At 67.7% G+C, this 21289-nt stretch carries 17 protein-coding genes; 12 read left to right on the forward strand and 5 right to left on the reverse strand.

Translation table 11 applies throughout. The annotated features are described in order from the left end of the window. Positions 1 to 37 precede the first annotated feature (37 nt). From R5W23_RS08320 to mscL, 8 genes are all read left to right on the forward strand, one after another. Positions 38 to 829, forward strand: coding sequence for a DUF4058 family protein (locus R5W23_RS08320; protein WP_320685933.1), 792 nt, complete (start codon positions 38 to 40; stop codon positions 827 to 829). Then, a complete protein-coding gene (locus tag R5W23_RS08325) occupies positions 826 to 1578 on the forward strand; it encodes a TIGR02996 domain-containing protein (protein WP_320685934.1) in 753 nt (250 codons plus the stop codon). The genes R5W23_RS08320 and R5W23_RS08325 overlap by 4 nt, the downstream gene beginning before the upstream one ends. Before the next feature lie 5 nt (positions 1579 to 1583). After that, positions 1584 to 3122, forward strand: coding sequence for an aminomethyl-transferring glycine dehydrogenase subunit GcvPB (gene gcvPB / locus R5W23_RS08330; RefSeq protein ID WP_320685935.1), 1539 nt, complete (start codon positions 1584 to 1586; stop codon positions 3120 to 3122). A 63-nt stretch (positions 3123 to 3185) separates the two neighbouring features. After that, positions 3186 to 3533, forward strand: coding sequence for a YbjQ family protein (locus R5W23_RS08335; RefSeq protein WP_320685936.1), 348 nt, complete (start codon positions 3186 to 3188; stop codon positions 3531 to 3533). 265 nt (positions 3534 to 3798) lie between these two features. Then, positions 3799 to 4251, forward strand: coding sequence for an MOSC domain-containing protein (locus tag R5W23_RS08340; protein ID WP_261186294.1), 453 nt, complete (start codon positions 3799 to 3801; stop codon positions 4249 to 4251). A gap of 316 nt (positions 4252 to 4567) precedes the next feature. Further along, positions 4568 to 4795: a hypothetical protein gene (locus R5W23_RS08345; protein WP_320685937.1), complete on the forward strand. Its 228-nt coding sequence runs from the start codon at positions 4568 to 4570 to the stop codon at positions 4793 to 4795. Between the two features lie 82 nt (positions 4796 to 4877). Beyond that, entirely contained in the window at positions 4878 to 6281 is a 1404-nt protein-coding gene (locus tag R5W23_RS08350; protein ID WP_320685938.1) for an arylsulfatase, read from the forward strand. Positions 6282 to 6396: 115 nt separating this feature from the next. Then, positions 6397 to 6810 carry a large-conductance mechanosensitive channel protein MscL gene (gene mscL / locus R5W23_RS08355; RefSeq protein ID WP_320685939.1) on the forward strand — a complete coding sequence of 138 codons (414 nt, stop codon included), beginning with the start codon at positions 6397 to 6399 and terminating at the stop codon, positions 6808 to 6810. 183 nt (positions 6811 to 6993) lie between these two features. Here mscL and R5W23_RS08360 read toward each other — a convergent pair whose 3' ends face one another. Together R5W23_RS08360 and R5W23_RS08365 are read right to left on the reverse strand one after the other, a co-directional pair. Next, a complete protein-coding gene (locus R5W23_RS08360) occupies positions 6994 to 9501 on the reverse strand; it encodes a hypothetical protein (RefSeq protein ID WP_320685940.1) in 2508 nt (835 codons plus the stop codon). 42 nt (positions 9502 to 9543) lie between these two features. Next, entirely contained in the window at positions 9544 to 11187 is a 1644-nt protein-coding gene (locus R5W23_RS08365; RefSeq protein WP_320685941.1) for a serine/threonine-protein kinase, read from the reverse strand. Between the two features lie 226 nt (positions 11188 to 11413). Here R5W23_RS08365 and R5W23_RS08370 point away from each other — a divergent pair, with 226 nt between their 5' ends. Continuing rightward, positions 11414 to 12097, forward strand: coding sequence for a leucine-rich repeat domain-containing protein (locus R5W23_RS08370; protein WP_320685942.1), 684 nt, complete (start codon positions 11414 to 11416; stop codon positions 12095 to 12097). Between the two features lie 77 nt (positions 12098 to 12174). Here the strand turns inward: R5W23_RS08370 and R5W23_RS08375 are convergent, their stop codons facing one another. Together R5W23_RS08375 and R5W23_RS08380 are read right to left on the reverse strand one after the other, a co-directional pair. Next, positions 12175 to 13083, reverse strand: coding sequence for an SMI1/KNR4 family protein (locus R5W23_RS08375; protein WP_320685943.1), 909 nt, complete (start codon positions 13081 to 13083; stop codon positions 12175 to 12177). A 163-nt stretch (positions 13084 to 13246) separates the two neighbouring features. Next, positions 13247 to 14959 carry an NADPH-dependent assimilatory sulfite reductase hemoprotein subunit gene (locus tag R5W23_RS08380; RefSeq protein ID WP_320685944.1) on the reverse strand — a complete coding sequence of 571 codons (1713 nt, stop codon included), beginning with the start codon at positions 14957 to 14959 and terminating at the stop codon, positions 13247 to 13249. Between the two features lie 419 nt (positions 14960 to 15378). Here R5W23_RS08380 and R5W23_RS08385 point away from each other — a divergent pair, with 419 nt between their 5' ends. Next, positions 15379 to 15927 carry a hypothetical protein gene (locus R5W23_RS08385; RefSeq protein ID WP_261186285.1) on the forward strand — a complete coding sequence of 183 codons (549 nt, stop codon included), beginning with the start codon at positions 15379 to 15381 and terminating at the stop codon, positions 15925 to 15927. Further along, positions 15914 to 17914 carry a DEAD/DEAH box helicase gene (locus tag R5W23_RS08390; protein ID WP_320685945.1) on the forward strand — a complete coding sequence of 667 codons (2001 nt, stop codon included), beginning with the start codon at positions 15914 to 15916 and terminating at the stop codon, positions 17912 to 17914. Before R5W23_RS08385 ends, R5W23_RS08390 begins: the two co-directional genes overlap by 14 nt. 356 nt (positions 17915 to 18270) lie before the next feature. On the opposite strand, the gene R5W23_RS08395 is transcribed toward R5W23_RS08390, so the two are convergent. Continuing rightward, entirely contained in the window at positions 18271 to 19080 is an 810-nt protein-coding gene (locus R5W23_RS08395) for a phosphatidylinositol-specific phospholipase C/glycerophosphodiester phosphodiesterase family protein (protein ID WP_320685946.1), read from the reverse strand. A gap of 75 nt (positions 19081 to 19155) precedes the next feature. Between R5W23_RS08395 and R5W23_RS08400 the strand changes: the two genes are divergently transcribed. Further along, positions 19156 to 21252: a thioredoxin domain-containing protein gene (locus R5W23_RS08400; RefSeq protein ID WP_320685947.1), complete on the forward strand. Its 2097-nt coding sequence runs from the start codon at positions 19156 to 19158 to the stop codon at positions 21250 to 21252. Positions 21253 to 21289 lie beyond the last annotated feature (37 nt).

Below are 21289 nucleotides of genomic sequence, written 5' to 3' on the forward strand. Positions count from 1 at the left end.
TCTGAGTATGCGAGTAAAGGCGTGAGGAGATAGGCCAATGCCGTCGCCGTTTCCGGGAATGGACCCGTGGCTGGAAGGCGAGGAGGTGTTCCCGGACCTCCACGACAGCTTGGTATTTCTCCTGAAGGAAGCCGTTAACGCGGTCCTGCCGCCGGGGTACGTGGCGACGAGCAAAAACCGTGTGTGGGTGGACGACGAATTACGCCGCGAGCCGGACGTGGCCCTGTTCGGCCGCGACCACGGTCCGAACGGCAACGGTGGAACCGCGGTCGCCCTGGAGGGATTGGTTGCGATCGGCCAGCGCCTTTCCCCGGAGCCGTTCGAGGAACCGTATCTGGAAATCGTGTCCGCAAAAGGCCGGCGGCTCGTCACTGCGGTCGAGGTGATCAGCCTGACGAACAAGAAAGCCGGTGAACAAGGGCGGAAGACGTACCAGGACAAGCAGCACGAGTACGCTCTCTCCGGCGTACACCTAGTCGAGATCGACCTGCTCCGTCGCGGCCCGCATGTGACTGCGACGCCGCTTCGCGAACTTCAGAAGCGGCTCGGGGCGTTCGACTACCACGTCAGTGTCGTGGTCGGTGGAGCCGTGCCGTCGCACTTCGCGGTGGGTTTCAAACTGAGTGACCGGCTCCCCGCGTTCGCGATCCCACTCGACCGCGGCGTTGCGCCCGTTACAGTGGACCTCCAACCGCTCCTCGACCGCTGTTACGACAGCGGCAAGTACGCGGCTCTGGCGGACTACCGCGAACCGTGCGATCCGCCGCTGGCGCCCGAGCCGCAGGCGTGGGCCGAGAGCGTCCTCCGCGCGAAGGGGTTGCTGCCGTGAGCGAGGACGAGGCGTTCATCCGTGCGATCGTGGACGGCCCCGGGGACGACACCCCGCGGCTGGTGTACGCCGACTGGCTCGACGACCGCGCCGACCCCCGCGGCCCGTACCTCCGCGCCGAGCAAGCGTTTGCCCGCGAGCCGTCACCAAAAGCCCTGCGAGCCGCGAAGAAGCTCGCGAAGCCCCTCGACTCGCTGTGGGTGGCGCGCGTCAGCCGGCCGCCGCTCGGCGTGTGCTACGACCGCTTCGCCAAACCGTCAGCCGAACCCCCGGTAACACCGGACGAACTGGACGGGGCTGCCGAATCGTTAGGCGCCGCCCTCCCAGAGCAACTGCGCGCCCTGCTCCTGAATTACAGTCTCGGGAGTGTGCTCGGGAGGCTCGGCGGCTACCTCGTACTGCCCGCGTCGGGCGACCGCGCCGAGCGCGCACTCGACGATCTCGTCTGCTACATCGATCCAGACAGCATTGACGGCTGGGTCAATTGCGAGTTGATCGACCGCACGTGGCATTTGCGCGACGAGTTCAACTTAAACGAGCGGTTTGTGTTCTTGGCGGGGAACAACGGCTACGACGACGCAATCGTGGTCTCGTGCCGAGGGCGGGATCGCGGCTCGGTGTATCTGATGGATGAGGAGAAGATGTACGCAAACCCAAGAGCCGGAGTTGCCCGCGTCGCCGCATCCATCGGGGAGTTCCTCTCAATCCTCAGTCTTAAATCATACCAGAAAATCCACAAGGATAGCTGAAAGCAATGAACAACACGCAATCGACCGAAGTGATTTTCGAGCTCTCGAAGCCCGGGCGCCGGTGCCACCGGCTGCCCGCGTGCGACGTGCCGGCGTCGAAGCCGCTCGCGGAGCTGATCCCGCAAGATCACCTCGCCAGCAGCCCGCCGCCGCTGCCCGAAGTGGGCGAGATCGACCTGATCCGCCACTACACGAACCTGTCGGCTCGCAACATGAGCATCGACACCAACTTCTACCCGCTCGGGTCGTGTACCATGAAGTACAACCCGAAGCGGCACGAGCGGCTCGCCGCCCTGCCCCAGTACGCGAACCTGCACCCGCTCCAGGACGACGACACCACGCAGGGGATGCTCGAGATCCTCTTCGAGATGCAGCAGTTCCTGGCGGAGATCAGCGGGCTGCCGGCGGTGTCGCTGCAGCCCGCCGCCGGGGCGCACGGCGAACTCGCGGCGCTGTTCGTCGCCGCCGCGTACTTCCGGGATAGGGGCGAGACGCACCGCAAGAAGGTGCTCGTCCCCGACTCCGCCCACGGCACCAACCCCGCCAGCGCCGCGCTCGCCGGGTTCGACACCGTCACCGTCAAGAGCGGGGCCAACGGGCTCGTCGACCTCAACGACCTCAAGGCGAAGCTCGGCGACGACACCGCCGTGTTCATGATCACCAACCCGAACACGCTCGGGCTGTTCGAGACGCAGATCAAAACGATCACCGACCTGCTGCACAGCAAGGGCGCGCTGGTGTACCTCGACGGCGCCAACATGAACGCCATCATGGGCATGACCCGCCCGGGCGACTTCGGCGCGGACATGCAGCACTACAACGTCCACAAGACGTTCACCGGCCCGCACGGCGGCGGCGGCCCCGGGTCCGGGCCGATCGCGGTGCGCGACTTCCTTGCCCCGTACCTGCCCGCGCCGGTGGTGGTGAAGGACGGCGACAAGTTCAAGCTGAACTTCGACATGGCCAAGAGCATCGGCCGCGTGCGGAGCTTCTTCGGCAACGTCGGCATCCTGTTCCGCGGGTACTGCTACATCCGCACGCTCGGGCCGGACGGGTTGAAGCAGGCCAGCCAGCAGGCGGTGCTCAACGCGAACTACCTGCGCAAGCGGATCAGCGAGGGCTTCGAGATCCCGCACGCCGGCCCGTGCATGCACGAGTTCGTCGCCAGCGGCCGGAACCTGCTTCGCGAGAAGAAGATCCGGGCTATCGACCTGTGCAAGCGGCTCCTCGACTTCGGGTACCACGCGCCCACCGTGTACTTCCCGATGGTGGTGGCCGAGGCGCTCATGATGGAGCCCACCGAGACCGAGAGCAAGGAGACGCTCGACGCCTTCGCCGACGCGCTTCTGAAGATCAAGGACGAGGACCCGGAGACGCTCAAGACCGCGCCGCACACGCACATCGTGAGCCGGCCCGACGAGGTGAAGGCCGCGAAGGAGCCGCGGCTCCGCTGGCGCGTCGCCCCGGCGGTGACGGTCCCGTCGAGCGCGGTCCCGGCGGCCGAGCGGGTCGTGACCACGGGGAGCCCGGTCGGCAGCCCGTAAAGAGGAACCCGTGGCCGGCGAACCAGAAGTAGATGACGCTCCTCACTCCTGGTAGGGTTGATTATGGCGAGCAACGAACCGCGTTTGATCGTGACGACCGCGATGGGCGTGGACGGGTTCGAGGTGGCCGAGCACCTGGGCGTGGTGCGCGGCATCGTGGTCCGCGCCGCGACCATCACTCAGGGCATCCGCGGCGCGTTCAGCAGCTTCTTCGGTGGGAACATCACCGCCTACGAAGAGGTGTGCGAACGGGCTCGCTCGGACGCGTTCAAGCGGATGGCTCAACAGGCGCGTGAGATCGGCGCCGACGCGATCATCGGCATGGCCTACGACGCGACCGAGTTCGCCCCGAACGTGACCGAAGTGCTCGCCTACGGCACCGCGGTCACGCTTCGCCCGAAGTCCGCGTAGCGAACTGGCCCTCCGATTCGTGCGATGAAAACTGTTTGACAGGATCAACAGGATAGACAGGATTTCAAAAACAGCCATCTATTTGATCTGACCTTCCTCTTCGATCCTGTCATATCTTGTTAATCCTGTCGAAAAATTCTTCGCACCGTGACAATTGTCTCAAACCGAAGCGCTCTCGCTGTGACTGGCCTGGTAGGCCAAAATGTTACGGCCTGCGATCTTCCGGGCGCGTCCACGCCCGTCTGACTTGAGAGGTGATGGAGGTATGGCGCACGTCACCAGCATCGTTTACCGTCCGAAAAAGACCGGCCGTCCTCAAGACCGCTACGAGCGCGTTCCGGCCGAGCGCGTGCAACTCGCCCCGTTCAAAGGCATCGTCGGCGACCAGAAAGGCGGTTCCACGAAGCGCCAGCTCAACATCATGCTCGCCGAAACGCTCGCCGAGCTGGGCGAAGAGGGCTTCAGGGTCGCCCCGGGGGAAATGGGCGAGCAGATCGTGCTCACCGGCCTCGACCCGGCGGCGCTCGCGGAAGGTACGCAACTCAGGCTCGGCGGTGCGGTGGTCGAGGTCGGCATTCTGCGCACCGGGTGCGCGCGGTTCGAGATGATCCAGGGCCAGCCGCGCGGCCGCGTCAAAGGCCGGCTCGGTGTGCTCGCAACCGTCGTGACTGGGGGCGAGGTGGCGGTCGGTGACGCGGTGGAAGTCGTAACCGGTTAACGCACTTCGTCCTCAACCAGTTCACGTGCGGCCCCTGATGCCGCGCGGCCCCTCCCTGCGACCGCGAACATCCCGTCCGCCGGTTCGCGTCTCGAGCGGCGGCACGGGCACACGTTGAGCGCCATCACAACCCGGAGCAGCGGACGGGACGTCCGCGGTCCCAGGGAAACACCGGTCCAACGACAACTTCGTTGGGAACACAACCGGTAATCCGCACCGATTCGCTTCAATTCTGGCCCGGCGCGGGCGAACAACAGAATGAATTCGGGTGTCGGTTCGCGGCACGATCCCCGTTTAACGCCAGGGGAGGCATCCGATGGTTGCGTTCTTTCGCGCGTCTGTTCGCGCATTACTGCTGCTGGTCGCGCTCCTCGCCCCCGCGCGGCACGCGCTCGCGACCGAAACGGCCGCGCCGACCACCGCGGCGCGGACCGACCCTACAGAGTCCGATGACGACTCCGACGGGTGGCTCATTGTCGCGGGGTTGGTCGGTGCGGTCGTGCTCGTCGCCTGGATCGCGAGCCGGCTCGGTGAGGACCAGTAGGGCCGCGCTCCGCCGGCCTTTTCGGTTGACACGGTTCGCGCGAACCCGACACTGACGGCACCCCTAACCAGAGGTGCCGTTCGTGTTCCGTACCGCTGCCGCGCTCCTCGCCGTCGCACTTTTAGCCCCGTCGGGGCGAGCCGCTGACGCTGCCAAGCCGAACATCGTGCTCATCGTCGCCGACGACCTCGGGTGCTTTGAACTGGGTTGTTACGGCCAGACCAAGATCAAGACGCCCCACATCGACAAGCTGGCGCAAGGGGGCGCGAAGCTCACGCGGTTCTACTCGGGGAGCCCGGTGTGCGCGCCGTCGCGGTGCGTGCTCATGACCGGCAGGCACTCGGGCCACGCCACCGTCCGCAACAACTTCGAGGCGAAGCCGGAAGGACAGTTCCCGATCCGCGCCGAGGACGTGACGATCGCCGATGTCCTCAAAGCGCGCGGGTACGCGACCGGCGCGATGGGCAAGTGGGGGCTCGGCATGTTCGACACCGCCGGTAGTCCCCTGAAGCACGGCTTCGACCTGTTCTTCGGGTACAACTGCCAGCGCCACGCCCACAGCCACTACCCGACCTACATCTACCGCAACGACAAGCGCGTCGAGCTGAAGGAGAACGACGGCAAAACCGGAAAGCAGTACACACAGGACCTTTTCGAAGAAGAAGCGCTGGGGTTCATTGAAGCGAACAAGGCGAAACCGTTCTTCCTGTACCTGCCGTTCACGGTGCCGCACGTCGCGGTGCAGGTGCCGGGGGACTCGCTCGACGAGTACAAGGGGAAGCTGGGCGACGACCCGGCCTACGACGGCAAGAAGGGGTACCAGCCCCACCCGGCCCCGCACGCCGGCTACGCCGCGATGGTCACCCGCATGGACCGCAGCGTCGGCCGGATCGTGGAGAAACTGAACGCGCTGGGCCTGGAGAAGAACACGCTGGTGCTGTTCACCAGCGACAACGGGCCGACACACAACGTCGGCGGGGCGGACTCGGACTTCTTCAACTCGGCGGACAAGCTGCGCGGGCTGAAGGGGAGCGTGTACGAAGGCGGCATCCGCGTGCCGTTCATCGCGTACCACCCCGGCACAATTAAAGCGGGGACCGAGTCCGACACGCCGCTCTACTTCCCCGATGTCCTGCCGACGCTGTGTGCGTTCGCCGGCACAAAGGCCCCGGAAGCGATCGACGGCATCAGCTTCCTGCCGCTGCTGAGGGGTGAGAAGCAGCCAACGCACGACTTCCTGTATTGGGAGTTCTCGGGGTACGGCGGCCAGCAGGCGGTCATCGAGGGCGAATGGAAGGCGGTCCGCCAGGCGCTCGGAAAGGGGGTAGCGAAAACGGAGTTGTACAACCTCGTCAAAGACCCGTCGGAAAAGGAAGACGTGGCGGCCAAGAATCCCGCGGTCCTCGCCCGGCTCGAAAAGCGGATGAAAGACGAGCACACGCCGAACCCGAACTTCCCGCTGCAAACGATCGACCCGAAGAAGTAGTTCGGTTCGGCGCCCGGGTAACCGACACCACGTTGCGCCGCAGGATGTCTCCTTCGGAACGGTTTTCGCTTCTCGACGCGGCAACGGCTCCCTTCCCTAACCCCGGGCGAGTTCCATGCGGTCGTTCTTCGAGGAGTTCAAGAAGTTCATCCTGCGCGGCAACGTGGTCGATCTGGCGGTCGGCGTCGTGATCGGCACCGCGTTCGGCAAGATCGTCGATTCGCTGGTGCGCGACATCTTCATGCCGATAGTCGGGCTGCTCACCGGCGGGTTCGACGTGTCGGCGCAGTCGGTCACACTTTACAAAGACGCCAAACTCGCCTGGGGCTCGTTCGCGCAGACGGTCATCACGTTCGTCATCGTCGGGTTCTGTATGTTCCTCGTCGTGAAGGGCATGAACGCGCTGCACAAGTACGTGCTCAAGGACGACGAGGGGGCGCCGGTCGTCGAGCCCCCCCCCACCGAAAAGCTGCTGACCGAGATCCGCGACCTCCTCAAACAGCAAGTAACCCAGCCGCCGCCCGCTTAATGCCGCGGCCCGGTGCTGGGCCGCGAAGTCAGAAGAGGGTTGGCCACAAAAAAGCACAAAGGGCACAAAAGAGAACCGAAGACCAAGACTGAAGAGCGAGTTTAAAAACACTTCCTTCAGTCTTGGTCTTCGGTTCTCTTTTGTGCCCTTTGTGCTTTTTTGTGGCCAATCCTCTTCTGCTTCTCACACCATTCCCCAGAGCCGGCGCAGGCCCCATTCGGCGCCCAGCAGCGCCACGAACACCACCAGCCAGAACGGCAGGAACCCGCGCGACCGGTTCCGGTTCCAGTCCGGGTAGTACCGCGGCTTCTTGCCCAGGTCCGGCGGCGCTTCGACTTTCAGTTCCTTGAGGAACCCGGGCAGCTCCTCGACCCGCAGCGCCCGCCCGCCGTTCGGCTCCGCCAGCCGCCGCATGAACTCCGGGTCCGCACTGACGCGCAGCATCTCGTCCGAGACATCGGGGACCGCGATGAACTTCGCGGTGCCGCGGTGCAACTTGTCGGTCCCGTCCGGGTTCTTCTCGACCTTGCCGTCGGGGGTCGTGACCGGGCTGGTCACGGACACGAAGTACTCGCCCGGCACGGGCGGGCGGAACAGCACCTTGCGGCCGTCCCGGTCGGCCAGCACCGTCAGCGGCGCGGCCCGCTTTTCGTCCTCGGGCTTCGGCTCCAACTGCCCCGGCGCGAGCGGCAGGACGCGCACCGCCACCGGCGCGTTCGGGTCGTCGGTGCCGTCCGCCTTCTTCAGCCCCACGCGAACCGTCTGCTCGCCGGTCACCTTCATCTGCCGGAACTGGGGCCGCGCGTACGCCTGGCTCTCCTCTTCGTCCTGGTGGGCGAGCCACAGCACGCACTGCCGCCAGAACCGCTCGTGCAGCTCGATGCCGAGCCGCTCTTTCGGCAGCCCGAGGCCGCGCCAGAGGTAGGTGTCGAACGCCCCGAACGCGAGCCACCGGCCCTTGCTCGCGTCGCCGCGCTGCGAGCCCACCAGGAGCGGCTCGTGGACCGCGGGGTCGAACTCGGTGCCGGCGCCGAGCGCGTTCGGGTCGTTGGGCGTGATGAGGACCCTCCGGTCGCGGTCGAACGCTTCCTTGTCGAACCGGGCGGTCCACGCGAACACGGTGTCGAGCCCGCCGGGCCGCAGGGTGATCCGGTTGTGCCCGTTGAGCAGCTCCCCGGTGCGGAAGTTGTTCATCCGGTTCCAGGCGTCCTTCGCCGGAAAGACTTTCGGCGCGGGCGTGCCGGGGGCCGGGGCGAACTTGAACATCTTGCTCAGCCCGTTCGGGTTCGGCACCGCGGGGAAGGACACCAGCGGGTCGCCCGTGGGGCTCAGCGCGTCCACCACCCGCCCGCCGGTCGCCGGGAGCAGGTCGGTCGGGATGCCGTCGAACGCGTACTCGCCGCCCAGGAACATCACGCCCAGCCCCTTCGTGGCGCTGAGCCGGGTCAGCTCGTCGAGGAAGTTCGGGGCGGCCCTCCTGAGGTGCCCGGCGTTCACGTTCCCGATGATGACCACGTCGTAGGCCTGCGCGTCGAGGCTCAGCAGCTTCCGCTCGCCGTCCGTGACGGTGGCGTCGGTCTGCCGGATCACCTCGTACACGTCGAACCGCTTCTCGTTCCGGAGCGCGTCGCGGATGAACGTCTCTTCCCACCGGAGCTGGTCCACGATGAGGACGCGGACGCCCTCCTTCTGAACGGTCAGGTACGTTTCGGAGTGGTTGTTCAGCGCCGACAGTTCGCCCGGGAGCGCCTCGAGCTTGTCGCCCCGCGGCGTGCCGACTTCGACCTTGATCTTGTACTCGCCCTTCGTCTCGGGCGCCTTGGTGGTCAGTTTCAGCTCGTTGCCCTTCTCGCGGTCGAGCGTGAACTCCTTGCTCTCCACCGGGCGGTCGTTGATGAACAGCCGCGCGGTGACCCGCGAGCCGACGAAGTTGTACGCGTTCACCTTGGCGGTGGCGGTGAACTCCGCCTTGATGAACGCCGGCGACGGGTTGCACTCCACCCCGGTCACCGCCACGTCCTTCGCGTCGGACGACGTGTCCTTGCCCACCACGGCCGTGTGGACCGGCACCCCGCGGCGGCCCCAGCGCCCGGCCTCCGCATCGGGCGCGTACGCCTCGCCGTTGTTGGCCCCGTCGCCGACGACGACCAGCCCGCGGACCCGCTCGGCCTGCCACCGGTCGTAAGTGCGATTCAGGAACGCGCCGTAGTCGGACCGCTTCGCGTCGAACGCGGTCGCGGGGTCGTACCGGCCGGTGGCCTCGTTAAAGTCCGCCGCACCGAACTTGTACAGGGCCACGCTGATCCCCTGCTCGGCGAGCAACTCGTCGAACAGGGGCTGGCACTTCTCCAGGGCCTTGCGGACCGCGTCGGCGCGCGACTGGCCGCCGAGCTCGTCCTTCACGGTCAGGCTCTCGGACACGTCGATGCCGAGGATCAGCGTGGACGGCTGCTTCGGGTTCTCGTTCACGCCGACGCTCGGCCGCACCGCGGTGACCAGCGCGACCAGCAGCGCGAGGACGCGCAACACGAGGATGAGGAACACGCGCCGGCGGCTGGCCCGCGGGTGCCCGAGATAGGTCCAGACGGTGAAGACGACGAGGAGCACCGCGACGGCCGCGAGCGCCGGCAGCCCGAGCGGGTACGTCGACCACGGGTACGCGGGTCGCGACGAGAAGAAGTAGTCGCCCATGAAAACATGATACCGACGCGCGAGCGGGATGGGGAAGCGGGGTCACCCCCGCTTCCCGATGCGCGGGGAGCGGAGCTGCTCCAGCACGGCCGGTTCGAGCTTCGTTTTGCCCAGGTTCGTCGCGTTACGGTTCACGGCGTCGGCGACCGCGTGGCCCAGGTCCGGGAACCGGATCAGCACCCCGCTCACGGTGACTCCCGCCCGGTCGAACCGGGGGCCGTCCGCCTTCGGGCCGCCGGGCGGGCCGAACTTCGGCACCGGCTCGGCCAGCACCTCCAAAAAGAGCCGGTTCGACGGCTCGGCTTCGTTCTTCAGGGCCAGCACCACCGCCAGCCCGAGCCGCCCGGCGATGCTGGCGGTCCGCGCCGCGGGCTCGCGCCACTCTTTGGCCCGGGCCTTCAGCCGCTCGAACCGGTCGTTGGCCTCCGCGAACCGCCGCTCCTTCGCGTACAGCAGCCCCAGCTCGACGGACGCCCGGAGCAGGTCGTCGACGTCCGTGCGGTCGCTGTTGAGCGCGGCCAGCAGCTCGCGCTCGCGCGTGGTGACGAGCTTCTCGACGGGCCGCACGTCGGGCAGCCCCGGCCCGGCCGGGGGCGGCGCGGGGGCCGCCGGCCCGGCGCGCGGCGGAACCAGGAGCGCCACCAGCCCCCCGCCGAACGCGGCCAGCGCGCCCGCGAGCCCGACCCACCACCGGCCGCGCGCCCCGGCCGGAACCGCCGCGGCCGGCCGGCTCGACGAGAGCCCCGCGCTCGAACCCGCCGCGACCGGCCCGCTCTCGTACTGCGTGAGCGCGAGCGCCGCCGCCCCGGTCGAGAGCCCGTCGCGCACTTTGACGAGATCGCGAACCACGTCGCGCGCCGACTGGTACCGGTCGGCCGGCCTCTTCGCCATCATCTTGTGAACCATGCCGCACAGGTCGGCCGGCAGGTCCGGGCGCAGGTCGGAGAGCCGCGGCGCCGGCTCCTGGACGTGCTTCAGCGCCACCTCGAACGCGGACGCGCCCCGGAACGGCGGCTCGCCCGCCAGCAGGTGAAAGCACGTCACGCCGAACGAGTAGATGTCGCTGCGGTGGTCCACCGGCTGCCCCTGCACCTGCTCGGGGGACATGTACAGCGGCGTCCCGAGCGTCACCCCGCTCTGCGTCAGGTGGGTGGGCTGCTCCTCGCCGGTGAAGAACCGGCTGAGCCCGAAGTCCGTAACCTTCACCTCCACCTTGCGCGTCACCAGGATGTTCTCGGGCTTGATGTCCCGGTGGACGATCCCCTGGTCGTGGGCCTTCTGGAGCGCCAGCGCCACCTGCCGCACGATGCTGAGCGTGACGGGCAGGTCCGGCGGCCCCTTGCGGGCCATGTAGTCGCGCAGGTTCCGCCCCTCGACGAACTCCAGCACCATGTACCGGAGCCCGTCGGCCTCGCCGATCTGGTGGATGTGGACGATGTTGGGGTGGTTCAGCTTGGCGACCGCCTGGGCCTCGGCCTGGAACCGGGCGAGCGCCGTGGGGTTCGCGTTCAGCTCGTTCTTGAGGAGCTTGAGCGCCACCTCGCGCTTGAGGGAGGTTTGGCGGGCGAGGTACACCTGCCCCATGCCCCCGGCCCCGATCTTGCGGAGCACGTGGAAGTCGCCGAGCGTGCGGCCGGTCAGGTCCGGTTGCGGCGGCGACGCGGGTTGCGGCTGGGTGTCCGGCATCGTCGGCTCCGCGGCGTTCCAGTGCGACCGCCACTTCGGTTGACAAACGTAACGGGGCGCCACACCGCGACCGACCCGGGGAAGCCGGCCCTGGCATATTACCCGCCGGCGCGCGAAAGAAAAATGAGGCCCCGCGCCCCGACCCGTCGACTCTCGGTTGAAGATTCCGGGGCTCAGGTGCAGTATAAAATACGAATCCCGCCGCCCCGCTCCACGGAGTTCCGCCGTGCGATTTTCGCTCGCCGCCGCCCTGCCGCTGGCCCTGTTCTCACTCGCCGGCGCCCAACCGGCCGACGCCACGGCCGAAGAAAAAGCCGCGATCGACGCCATTGCGAAGGCCGGTGGCAAGGGCGAGATCGACCCGAAGCTCGCCCCAACCGCCCGCGTCGTGGCCAAGTTCGAGGCCGGCACCGACGCCGCGCTCGCGGCGCTGAAGAAGCGCCCGCAGGTCGGGGCCGTGGAGGTGTTGGACGCCACCCGCTGCACCGAAAAGGGCCTGGTCGTGCTCAAGGACCTGCCCGAGTTGCGGCGGCTGGCGCTCGGCAAATCCGACCTGACGCTCGCGCGGGTGAACGCGATCGCGAAGTGCAAGGAGCTTCGCGACCTGCGGTTGCCCAGTGCCGGGCTCAGCGACCCCGAACTCGCGCCCCTGAAGGCGCTCACCCGGCTCGAACAGCTCGACCTCTCGGAAAACCCGCAGGTGACCGACAAGGGCATGGCCACCGTGAAGACCTTTGAACGGCTCCGGGGGCTGTACCTCGCGAAGACCGGTCTCACCGACAAAGGGCTGGCGGAACTGAAGGGCCTGGAAGGGCTGCGGAGCCTGTACGTCGGCGGCACCAAGGTGACCGCGGACGCGGCCGAGAAGTTCGCCGACGACATGCCCAACCTGCGCGTGGTCCGCCGGTAAAGGCCCTCGGGGAACGTTCGTGCGCCAGCCCTCACTCACCGGCGCGACCCGGCTCCGAACGGATATCGGTTGCCGGCTCACCCACCCGCCCCGCCTTTGCCCGGAAAGCTCGCGCTCCACCGCGTGCCGAGTGGCGGTGACGGCCGATCAGTCAACAGGACCTCAAGCGCCCACTGGCCGTCGATGCGGCTCCCGGTGCGGCACGCGTTCAGCAAATCGGCGTGGGCACAGCCCGCGTCTTGCAGCGCGTCGGCAAGGATCGGGAGCGCGTCCACCCGATCCGTATCGCGAATGGAGCGCGCGATGTCTCGCGCGGTGTGGTTGTTGAACGCGAGCCAACGCTTCACGTCCCGCTTCGGGGGCGATCTCTTCTTTCTCGCGCGGCACGGAATCCAGTCGGTGTAGTCTTCTGAAACCTCGTTGCCAGCGATCGAGCGCGTGTAGACTTTAACCCAGGTCACGAACTCGGTGAACGAGTTGCTTCGCCGTTCCACTTGACGGCTGTCGAGTGAACACCAGTAGACAGGATACTCCAGCGGATCTGTCGTCGTCGGCTCGGCGGGGTCCCAGGCGAACGCCCCTTCCGAGCCGTCGGAATCGTCCTCTTCAGGCTTCCACACGAAGTTGGGTTTGTTCATGTTGTCGCCAAAGAAAATGAACCGGCGGAGCCGTTCTCGCTGAGCGGGCGGATAACGGTTGGCGCGGGAGTTCGTGTGCCTCCGCACCGCGTTTGTGGCCCGGAGAATCGTCGCGCAGCCCCACGCGTTTCGTCCCGGTGTGATTGGAAGAAGGCGCAGCATCCAGTCGAAACCGCCGAACGCCCCAAAACGCATCGCGAACGCGCGGTACGACGCCGGCAGCGGTACGCCAAGAGCGGCCTCAGCGGCAGCCAGTTCGGCTTCCGTGACGACGGGGCAAAGATCATCCAGTTTGTGGATGACACGAATCTGGCTGAACACCGCGTCCCACGGTTTCGCTTCGGCCACGGGCGAACCCTCCGTTCGGCGCACACCGTTGCGGCGCCTTCCCCTGGGACCGCGGCCGTCCCGGCCGCTCGTATCCCCACGCTGTTGCTCCACACTTCCCGTTGAAGCGACACCACACGCGAAGCAGCGGCCGGGACGGCCGCGGTCCCAGGGAAGAAACCAGTTACGCCGGCGCGCCGATCAGCTCCTTCAGCTTCGGCAGCCCGACGCGGGTGCAGTAGTCGCCGAACAGCTCGCCATTCGATCGCTCCGCCGCGAACGCCGCGAACACCTTCGACAGCTTCGGCACGATCTGCTCGATGGGCACGCCGTCCTGGATCTCGGTGTTCAGCCGGCGGCCGTAGCTGTCGCCGCCGATGTACAGCGTGTACTTCGTGCCGCCGCGGCCCACGATGCCGACCTCGCTCTGGTACGGCCGCGCGCACCCGTTCGGGCAGCCCGTCATCCGCACGCTGATCGGCTCCCCGGCCAGCCCGGCGTCCTTCAGCGCCACCTCAAGTTGATCGACCACGCCGGGCAGCGCCCGCTCGCTCTCGGTGATCGCCAGCGGGCACGTCGGGATCGCCGGGCACGCCATGCTCCACCGCTGCACCTGCGACAGCGTTTCCGGCCGCGGGATGCCGTACTCGCTCAGCATCGAATCGACGCCCGCGCGGTCATCCATCGTCAGCCCGCACAGCATGATGTCCTGCTGCGCGGTCACCCGGATGTCCGGCTTGTACTTCGCAACGATGGCGCGGAGCCCGCTCCGGAGCCGCATCGCGCCGTCGTCCCGCACCCGGCCGTTCTCGACCGACAGCCCCAGGAAATATTTCCCGCCCCCCATCCCCTGCCAGCCGTGGTGCAGGTCCAGCCCGGTGATCTCCACCGGTCGCGGGTCGCGGCGCGGCCCCTTGAAATAGTCGCGGTAGAAGACCTCGCGGAACTTCTCCAGCCCCCAATCCTTCATCACGTACTTGAGCCGCGCCCGCTTGCGGTTGCTGCGGTTGCCGTGGTCGCGGAACAGCTTGCATACGCCCTCCGCCGCCATCAGCACTTCGTCGAGCCCGATGAAGCCGACGGGCTGCGCCAGGAGCGGGTACGTGTCGGGGTTGCTGTTCGTCTGCCCCTGCCCGCCGCCGGCGAACAGGTTGTAACCCACCGGCTGGCCGCCCTCGCTGATCGCGAGGAACCCGAGGCACTGTGCCAGGAGGTCCGTACAGTTGTCGTGCGGCAGGCTGAACGCCACCTTGAACTTCCGCGGCAGGTACGTCTTGCCGTAGAGCGGCTCGTCGATCTCCGGGTTGTCGGTGAACGTGGCCGGCTCGCCGTTCAGCCAGATCTCGTGATACGACTGCTTGCCGGCCTTCGGCGCCAGGTGCTCGGCCACCGCGTCGCAGTCCCGCTGCATCTGCGCGCGGGTGGGGTCGGGCAGCGGGGCCGGGCACGACAGCACGTTGCGGTTCACGTCCCCGCACCCGCCGAGCGTGGTGACGAGGCTCGCGTTGATGCCGGCCATCGTCGCCTTCAGGTTGCCCTTCAGCACGCCGTGGAACTGGATGCTCTGGCGCGTGGTGAGCCGCAGCGCCCCGTTCGCGTACTGGTCCGCGATGTCGTCGAGCGCCAGCCACTGGTCGGCGGTCAGCTTCCCGCCCGGCATCTTCAGCCGGATCATGAACATGTACGCCTTGCCCACCCCGGCCTTCGCCCGCGCCTTGCGCGCGTCGCGGTCCTCCTGCTCGTAGCTCCCGTGGAACTTGATCAGGCTCTTGTTGGCGTCGCTCAGGTGATCGATCGAGGCGTCGGCGATCTCTTCCGCCAGCGTACCGCGAAGGTACCGCCCTTCCGACTTGTGGCCTTCGACGGGGGAGAGCTTCGGCGCGGTTTCGTCGGACATCTCAGAACCTTACGGGGTGTGCGCGGGCATACGGGGGGACAAGAAGTTATTCGACCGGATGGCGGGCGGAACCGAACCAAACAAAGTGACTCGTGCGGTGCGGTGAACCCGGTTCATCCTGCCGAAAACAGCTCCCTATTCTGTTGTTCTACACCTTTACCGTGATTTCGGAAGGCCGAGTTTGCGGCAAATGCTCATCCACGAAGTGACAGATCTCACCCTCCACGCGGAACTGAAGGCAAAAGGGAACTTTTGCTCCCGGCCCGCGAGAAGCTGCGTAATCCGTACCGCATGATCCTGCCGGAGCAGCCCGGACTGCGAACTCCAGTCAAAGCTGCCTGAATTACCAACTCGTCTTGCGCCGATGGGGGATGTGCAACACGATAGACCCTACATTCGGGGTTCGGGGATCATTCATCGTGACAACGCAGGCCGCTTCGTCGAAACCGTCGGGACCGCTGGCCCTCGGGTTCCTCGCCGTGCTCCAGGACCAGACCGGCTGGCTCGGCGGGTATCTGGTGACCAACGGCTGGGGCCGACCGCTCGAGTTCCGCCTCACCACCGCCGTGCAGCCGAACCGCGTCCAAACTGCCCTTTACGGCCCAACCTTGACGGAGTACCTGCATGCCGACGTGATCGGGAAGACGCTGGTGGAGAAGACGGGCACCAAGCCGGACCTCGTCGTGACGGACTGCCTCTCGGTGCTCGCGCTGCGCTCGCGCATCGAGGTGCCGGTGGTGGCGGTTGGCCCGGCGGGTACGCCGCCGCCGAACGCCGTGACGATGCCGCACGCCCGCACGCCGGGGGGGCTGATCCTGCCGGCCCGCTTCGCGGGCGACCGCGAGGCGGTCGAGGAGTTGCTGGCCCGGGTGGACTCGGCGGTGGACCTGTCCGAGCCGTTCGCGCGGGTCCGTGAGGCGGTGGCCGAGGCCCGCAAGATGGGGGTGACGAACCGTGCTGCGGCCTGACGGCTTGGAAGGCGAAGAAGTGGTCCCGACGGCGCTGGCTCTGGGGCAGGAGTTGTTCGCGGCGGTGGAACCGCTCACCCGGCCCCCCTCACCCCAACGGGAGTGGGGAACCGAACCCATCACACTTCCGGTTCCGCTCTCCTCACTTTCGGGCGGGGACCCGAACGAGTTCTTCGCGCTCGACGCGACGCCCGACCTCTCGCACCCCGAAGTGCGGGAGGTGGCGGGCGGGTTGTGCCCCGCGCCGCCCGCCTTGGAAGGCGGCGGGCCGGACATCGGCCTCGTCATCGAGACGTTCGGCCTGCCGAAACTCGACCACCCGCTCGAACCGAACGTCCGCGAGGCGAAGCTCCTGACGGACGCGCCGTGGGTGCGCGCGCTGGGGCGCCTCGAGCTGAGCGTCACCACCGAGGGGTGGAAGTTCCCGGCCCCGCCGGCGGGGTTCGATTCCGCCCCGCGCCCCGCCGCGGCGCCGAAGGAGGGCCGGCAGTCGATCCCGCAGCCCGCCCTGCCCGACCAGCAGGAGCCGGCGAAGCCGCGCATCCGCCCGAAGCCCACCGCGGACACCGTCCTCTTCAAGGACCGGCTGCTGTACCTGCTCCAGCCGCCGCTCGACAGCCTCTTCGACGGCCGGCAGCTCGAGGTGCCGTTCGAGCCGTACCCGTACCAGCTCGAGGGCATCGCGTTCCTGATGCCGCGGCACCACGCGCTCATCGCCGACGAGATGGGGCTGGGCAAAACCGCCCAGGCCATCCTGTCGCTGCGGCTGCTGTTCCACTCGGGCGAGATCAAGCGCGGCCTCGTGGTGTGCCCGAAGCCGCTCATGCACAACTGGGCGCGCGAGCTCAAGATGTGGGCGCCCGACGTGCCGTTCGAGGCGTTCGAGGGCGACCCGGAGCAGCGCCGCAGCACGTGGCTCGTGTCGAACTGCCCGCTCAAGCTCGTCAACTACGAGACGCTCACCCGCGACTGCGACCTCGCGACCGACCCGCGCGTCCACTTCGACGTGGTGGTGCTGGACGAGGCGCAGCGGATCAAGAACAAGGACTCGAAGACCGCGCAGGTGGTGCGCGGGCTCAGCCGCGCGCGGAGCTGGGCGCTCACCGGCACCCCCATCGAGAACCACCCCGACGACCTGGTGAACATCTTCAGCTTCGTCGACCCCGGCCTCATCCCGCCCGAGACGCCGACCCGGCGCATCCCGCAGTACACCTCGGACTCGATCCTGCGGCGCACCAAGGACGACGTGCTCACCGACATGCCGCCGAAGGTGATCCGCGACCTGGAGGTGGAGCTCACCGCGGCGCAGCGGGCCGCCTACGCGCGGGCCGAGAACGACGGCGTCATCCAGCTGAACGCGCTCGGCGACACGATCACCGTGCAGCACGTGTTCCAGCTCGTGATGCGGCTGAAGCAGATCTGCAACTTCGACCCGCTGACCGGCGAGAGCGCGAAGCTCGTGCAGCTCCTCTCCGACATGGAGGAGGTCGCGGAGAGCGGGCGGAAGGCGATCATCTTCTCGCAGTGGGTGGAGCCGCTGGAGGTGCTCGCGAAGGCGCTCGCGAAGTACGGGCCGCTCCAGTACCACGGCAAGATCCCGCAGCCCCAGCGCACCCCCATCCTCGACCGGTTCAAGGCCGACCCGAGCGCCCACGTACTCCTGATGAGCTACGGGACCGGGAGCGTGGGGCTGAACCTCCAGTTCACGAACTACGTGTTCCTGTTCGACCGCTGGTGGAACCCGGCGATCGAGGACCAGGCCATCAACCGGGCGCACCGGCTGGGGCAGAAGCACCCGGTCACCGTCACCCGGTTCCTCAGCGGCGGCACCATCGAGGGCCGCATCGCGGACATCCTGGAGGCCAAGCGCAAGGTGTTCAACGACCTCATCGCCCAGGCCGACAAGCCGACCGCGCTGGGGCTGAGCGAGGACGAGATCTTCGGGCTGTTCGACATCAAGGCCCGGCCCAAGCGCGACAAGCACTGAGCGCCGGTCGCGCGCTTGGGCCGGGCGCTGCGTCCCGCTCATTCACGATCCGGCTGGTTGTGTCTGCTTTGTGGCACAGACCAAAAACGGATGCCCGTGACCGAACCGTAAACCCAGCGCAAGGCACAGGCAGTTTTTGACAGGATCGACAGGATTAAACAGGATAAAAACAGCCTTCTTTAGTCCTATCGATCCAGCTAAACACGCATCAATTTATTATGCGATCAACGATTATTCACAGCCAATCGCAATGATACAGGGCCAATGCACCTCTGCTTGATCGTGTTTAATCCTGTCGACCCTGTCAAAAACTGCCTGTGCCTCTGTCCCGATACCATCGCCGCGCCGGCACGGGGCTACTTCTTCGTTTCGGCCTCGCGCAGGAACGTCGCCAGTTCGGCGAGCTTGTCGGTGTTGATGAAATCGGCCCCGGCGGCGAGCAGCTCCTTCCACGCCTCGGACGTTTCCGGCGCGGCCCAAAACCGCACCTTGCGCCCCTGCTTGTGCGCCTTCGCGACCAGCTCGCGGAGCTTCGCGCGCTCGGCGTCCGGCATCGCGCCGGTGCCGTCCCACTTGAACAGCGTCTTCCACGACTCGCTGACCCACGGCACCAGGTGCGCCGGTGCGTCGCCGGCGAGGTCGGCCGGGCGCCCGTCGATCGCCGCGTGCCGCACCTTCGCCGCGGCGATCGTCTTCACGTCCCGGTTGCCGCTGACCACCACCGTCACCGCCTTCGGTTCGGCCGTCCCGTCCTTCGTGGCCGTGAGGATGTCCGAGTACGCTTCCAGCACCTTCGCCAGCGCGAGGTAGGTCTCCTTGGCGTCCGTCTTGATGTCGATCATCAGGTAGAACGGCGGGCCGTTCCGGTACACCGCGCCGCCCTGCGCCTTGATCCGCTCCCGGAGCGGGGCGAGGTAGAGCTTCTCGAGCGTGCGCGCGGGCTTCAGCGAGAACGGCGTGTGCCCGACGAGCAGCTCGCCCTTCACAAGCCAGATGTCCGCCTCGACGCTACAGAACCCGTGGCCCAGCGCGTCCTGCAGCGGGCGCGTGTGCTCGTAGTCGTTGTGCGCGTGCGCCCGCGCGAGCGGCACCACGGCCGGGTCGGCGCGGGCCGGGGAAACGGGAACGGGAGCGGTGAGCGCGAGGCACGCGAGACCGAGCAACATGGGAAACTCGCCGCGGAGGGGATCGGGAACGGGCGTCCGTAGAATCCTATTGCCCATCGCATCACGGAACCCGCCATGACCGCCGCGCGCCAGCAGAACCGCCTCGCGACCGAGACCAGCCTGTACCTGCGGCAGCACGCCAACAACCCGGTGGACTGGTACCCGTGGGGGCCGGAGGCGCTCGCCCGCGCGAAGGAGCTCGACCGCCCCATCTTCCTGAGCGTCGGGTACAGCGCGTGCCACTGGTGCCACGTCATGGAACACGAGAGCTTCGAGGACGAGGCCACCGCCGCGCTCCTGAACGAGCACTTCGTGTGCGTCAAGGTGGACCGCGAGGAGCGCCCGGACCTGGACACCATCTACATGACCGCCCTCCAGGTGATGACCCGCGAGGGCGGCGGGTGGCCCCTGTCCGTGTTCCTGGCCCCGGACCTGAAGCCGTTCTTCGCGGGCACCTACTACCCGCCCGACGACCGGTACGCCGCCCAGGGCCGGCCCGGCTTCAAGAAGCTGCTCCTCGGCATCCACAACGCCTGGCAGACCCAGCGCGACCGCGTTCACGAGATCGGAGCCAGCGTCGTCGGCGACCTCCAGCGCATGGGCGCCCTCGGCGACGCCGACGGCCCCGTGGCGCCGGAACTGCTGGCCGGCGCGCTGGCCGCGCTGCGCCGCAGCTACGACCCGCGGTTCGGCGGGTTCGGGTCGCAGCCCAAGTTCCCGCACGCGCTCGAGCTGAAGCTCCTGCTGCGCCTCTCAGACCGGTTCAACGACCCGGTGGCCCTCGACATGGTGAAGCACACGCTCACCACGATGGCCCGCGGCGGCATTTACGACCAGCTCGGCGGCGGGTTCGCGCGCTACAGCGTGGACGCGAAGTGGCTGGTCCCGCACTTCGAGAAGATGCTCTACGACAACGCCCTGCTCGCCTCGGCGCTGGCGGAGGCGTACCAGCGGACGGGAGACCCGTTCTTCCGGCAGATCGGCCGCGAAACGCTCGACTACGTTGTGCGGGAAATGTGGGCGGAGGGCGGCGCCTTCTTCTCCACCCAGGACGCCGACAGCGAGGGCGAAGAGGGCAAGTTCTACGTCTGGTCGCTGGACGAGCTGCGCGCGGTGCTGGGCGACGAGGACGCGGAGTTCGCGTGCAAGGTGTGGGGGGCCACCCGGGGCGGCAACTTCGAGGGGCACAACATCCTGTTCCGCACCCTTTCCGACGCCGACGAGGCCAAGGCGCACGGCACGAGCGAGGAGGCGTTCCGGGGGCGGCTCCGGGCGGTCAAAGACACGCTCTACGCGGCGCGCGCGAAGCGCGTGTGGCCCGGGCGCGACGAGAAGATCCTGACCGCGTGGAACGGCCTCATGATCGCCGCGTTCGCGCAGTTCGGGATGGCGACCGGCGGCGAGGACGCCACACGCGCAGCAGTCGCGGCCGACCACATCCTCCGAACCATGCGCACCGCGGGCGGGCGGTTGTACCGCACCGCCGGGGTGGGGCAGCCACCGAAGCTGCGCGGGTACCTGGAGGATTACGCGATCCTCGCGGACGCGCTCGTGACGCTGTACGAGGCGACGTTCGAGGTGAAGTGGCTCCGCGCCGCTCTCGAACTGGCCGAGTCGATGCTCAAGCACTTCGCGGACCCGAACGGCCCCGGCTTCTTCTTCACCGCGGACGACCACGAGGAGCTGATCGCCCGCACCAAGGACCTGCACGACGGCTCGACCCCGAGCGGCAACGCGGTGGCCGTAACGGTCCTGCTGCGTTTGGCCGCGCTGACCGGCCGGCGGGACCTCGCCGAACCGGCCGAGCGCACCCTCCGCGGGTACCGCGAGACGATGGCGGAGCACCCGGCCGCGAGCGGGCAGATGCTCATCGCGCTCGACTTCCACCTCGGCCCGGTTCAGCAGGTGGCGATCGTCGGCCCGACACACGACAAGGAAACGCGGCGCGCAACCGAAGCGGTCCGGGCGGCGTTCGGGCCGCGCCGCGTGGTCGCGCTCCACGACCCGGCGTCCGGGCCGCCGCCGGCGGAACTTGCGGCGCTGTTCGAGGGCAAGGAGGCGCGGGGCGGCGCGGTCACGGTTTACGTGTGCGAGAACTTCGCGTGCCGCGCCCCACTGACCGGCGCCGAAGCGATAGAGTCCGCGTTCGGCGCGGCAAACCGGACCAAATAATTGTGCGCGAACCGAATTGCTACTTGCAACGGGCGCA

The sequence above is a fragment of the Gemmata algarum genome (assembly GCF_034097035.1).
GTDB classification, from domain to species: Bacteria; Planctomycetota; Planctomycetia; order Gemmatales; family Gemmataceae; genus Gemmata; species Gemmata algarum.

What these genes read in the sequence shown, in the direction of transcription:
- R5W23_RS08320 (WP_320685933.1), top strand. Translation starts at nt 38, where the DNA reads ATGCCGTCGCCGTTTCCGGGAATGGACCCGTGGCTGGAAGGCGAGGAG.
- R5W23_RS08365 (WP_320685941.1), bottom strand. Translation starts at nt 11,187, where the DNA reads ATGCCGGACACCCAGCCGCAACCCGCGTCGCCGCCGCAACCGGACCTG.
- R5W23_RS08335 (WP_320685936.1), top strand. Translation starts at nt 3,186, where the DNA reads ATGGCGAGCAACGAACCGCGTTTGATCGTGACGACCGCGATGGGCGTG.
- R5W23_RS08360 (WP_320685940.1), bottom strand. Translation starts at nt 9,501, where the DNA reads ATGGGCGACTACTTCTTCTCGTCGCGACCCGCGTACCCGTGGTCGACG.
- R5W23_RS08380 (WP_320685944.1), bottom strand. Translation starts at nt 14,959, where the DNA reads ATGTCCGACGAAACCGCGCCGAAGCTCTCCCCCGTCGAAGGCCACAAG.
- mscL (WP_320685939.1), top strand. Translation starts at nt 6,397, where the DNA reads ATGCGGTCGTTCTTCGAGGAGTTCAAGAAGTTCATCCTGCGCGGCAAC.
- R5W23_RS08345 (WP_320685937.1), top strand. Translation starts at nt 4,568, where the DNA reads ATGGTTGCGTTCTTTCGCGCGTCTGTTCGCGCATTACTGCTGCTGGTC.
- R5W23_RS08395 (WP_320685946.1), bottom strand. Translation starts at nt 19,080, where the DNA reads ATGTTGCTCGGTCTCGCGTGCCTCGCGCTCACCGCTCCCGTTCCCGTT.
- gcvPB (WP_320685935.1), top strand. Translation starts at nt 1,584, where the DNA reads ATGAACAACACGCAATCGACCGAAGTGATTTTCGAGCTCTCGAAGCCC.
- R5W23_RS08400 (WP_320685947.1), top strand. Translation starts at nt 19,156, where the DNA reads ATGACCGCCGCGCGCCAGCAGAACCGCCTCGCGACCGAGACCAGCCTG.
- R5W23_RS08340 (WP_261186294.1), top strand. Translation starts at nt 3,799, where the DNA reads ATGGCGCACGTCACCAGCATCGTTTACCGTCCGAAAAAGACCGGCCGT.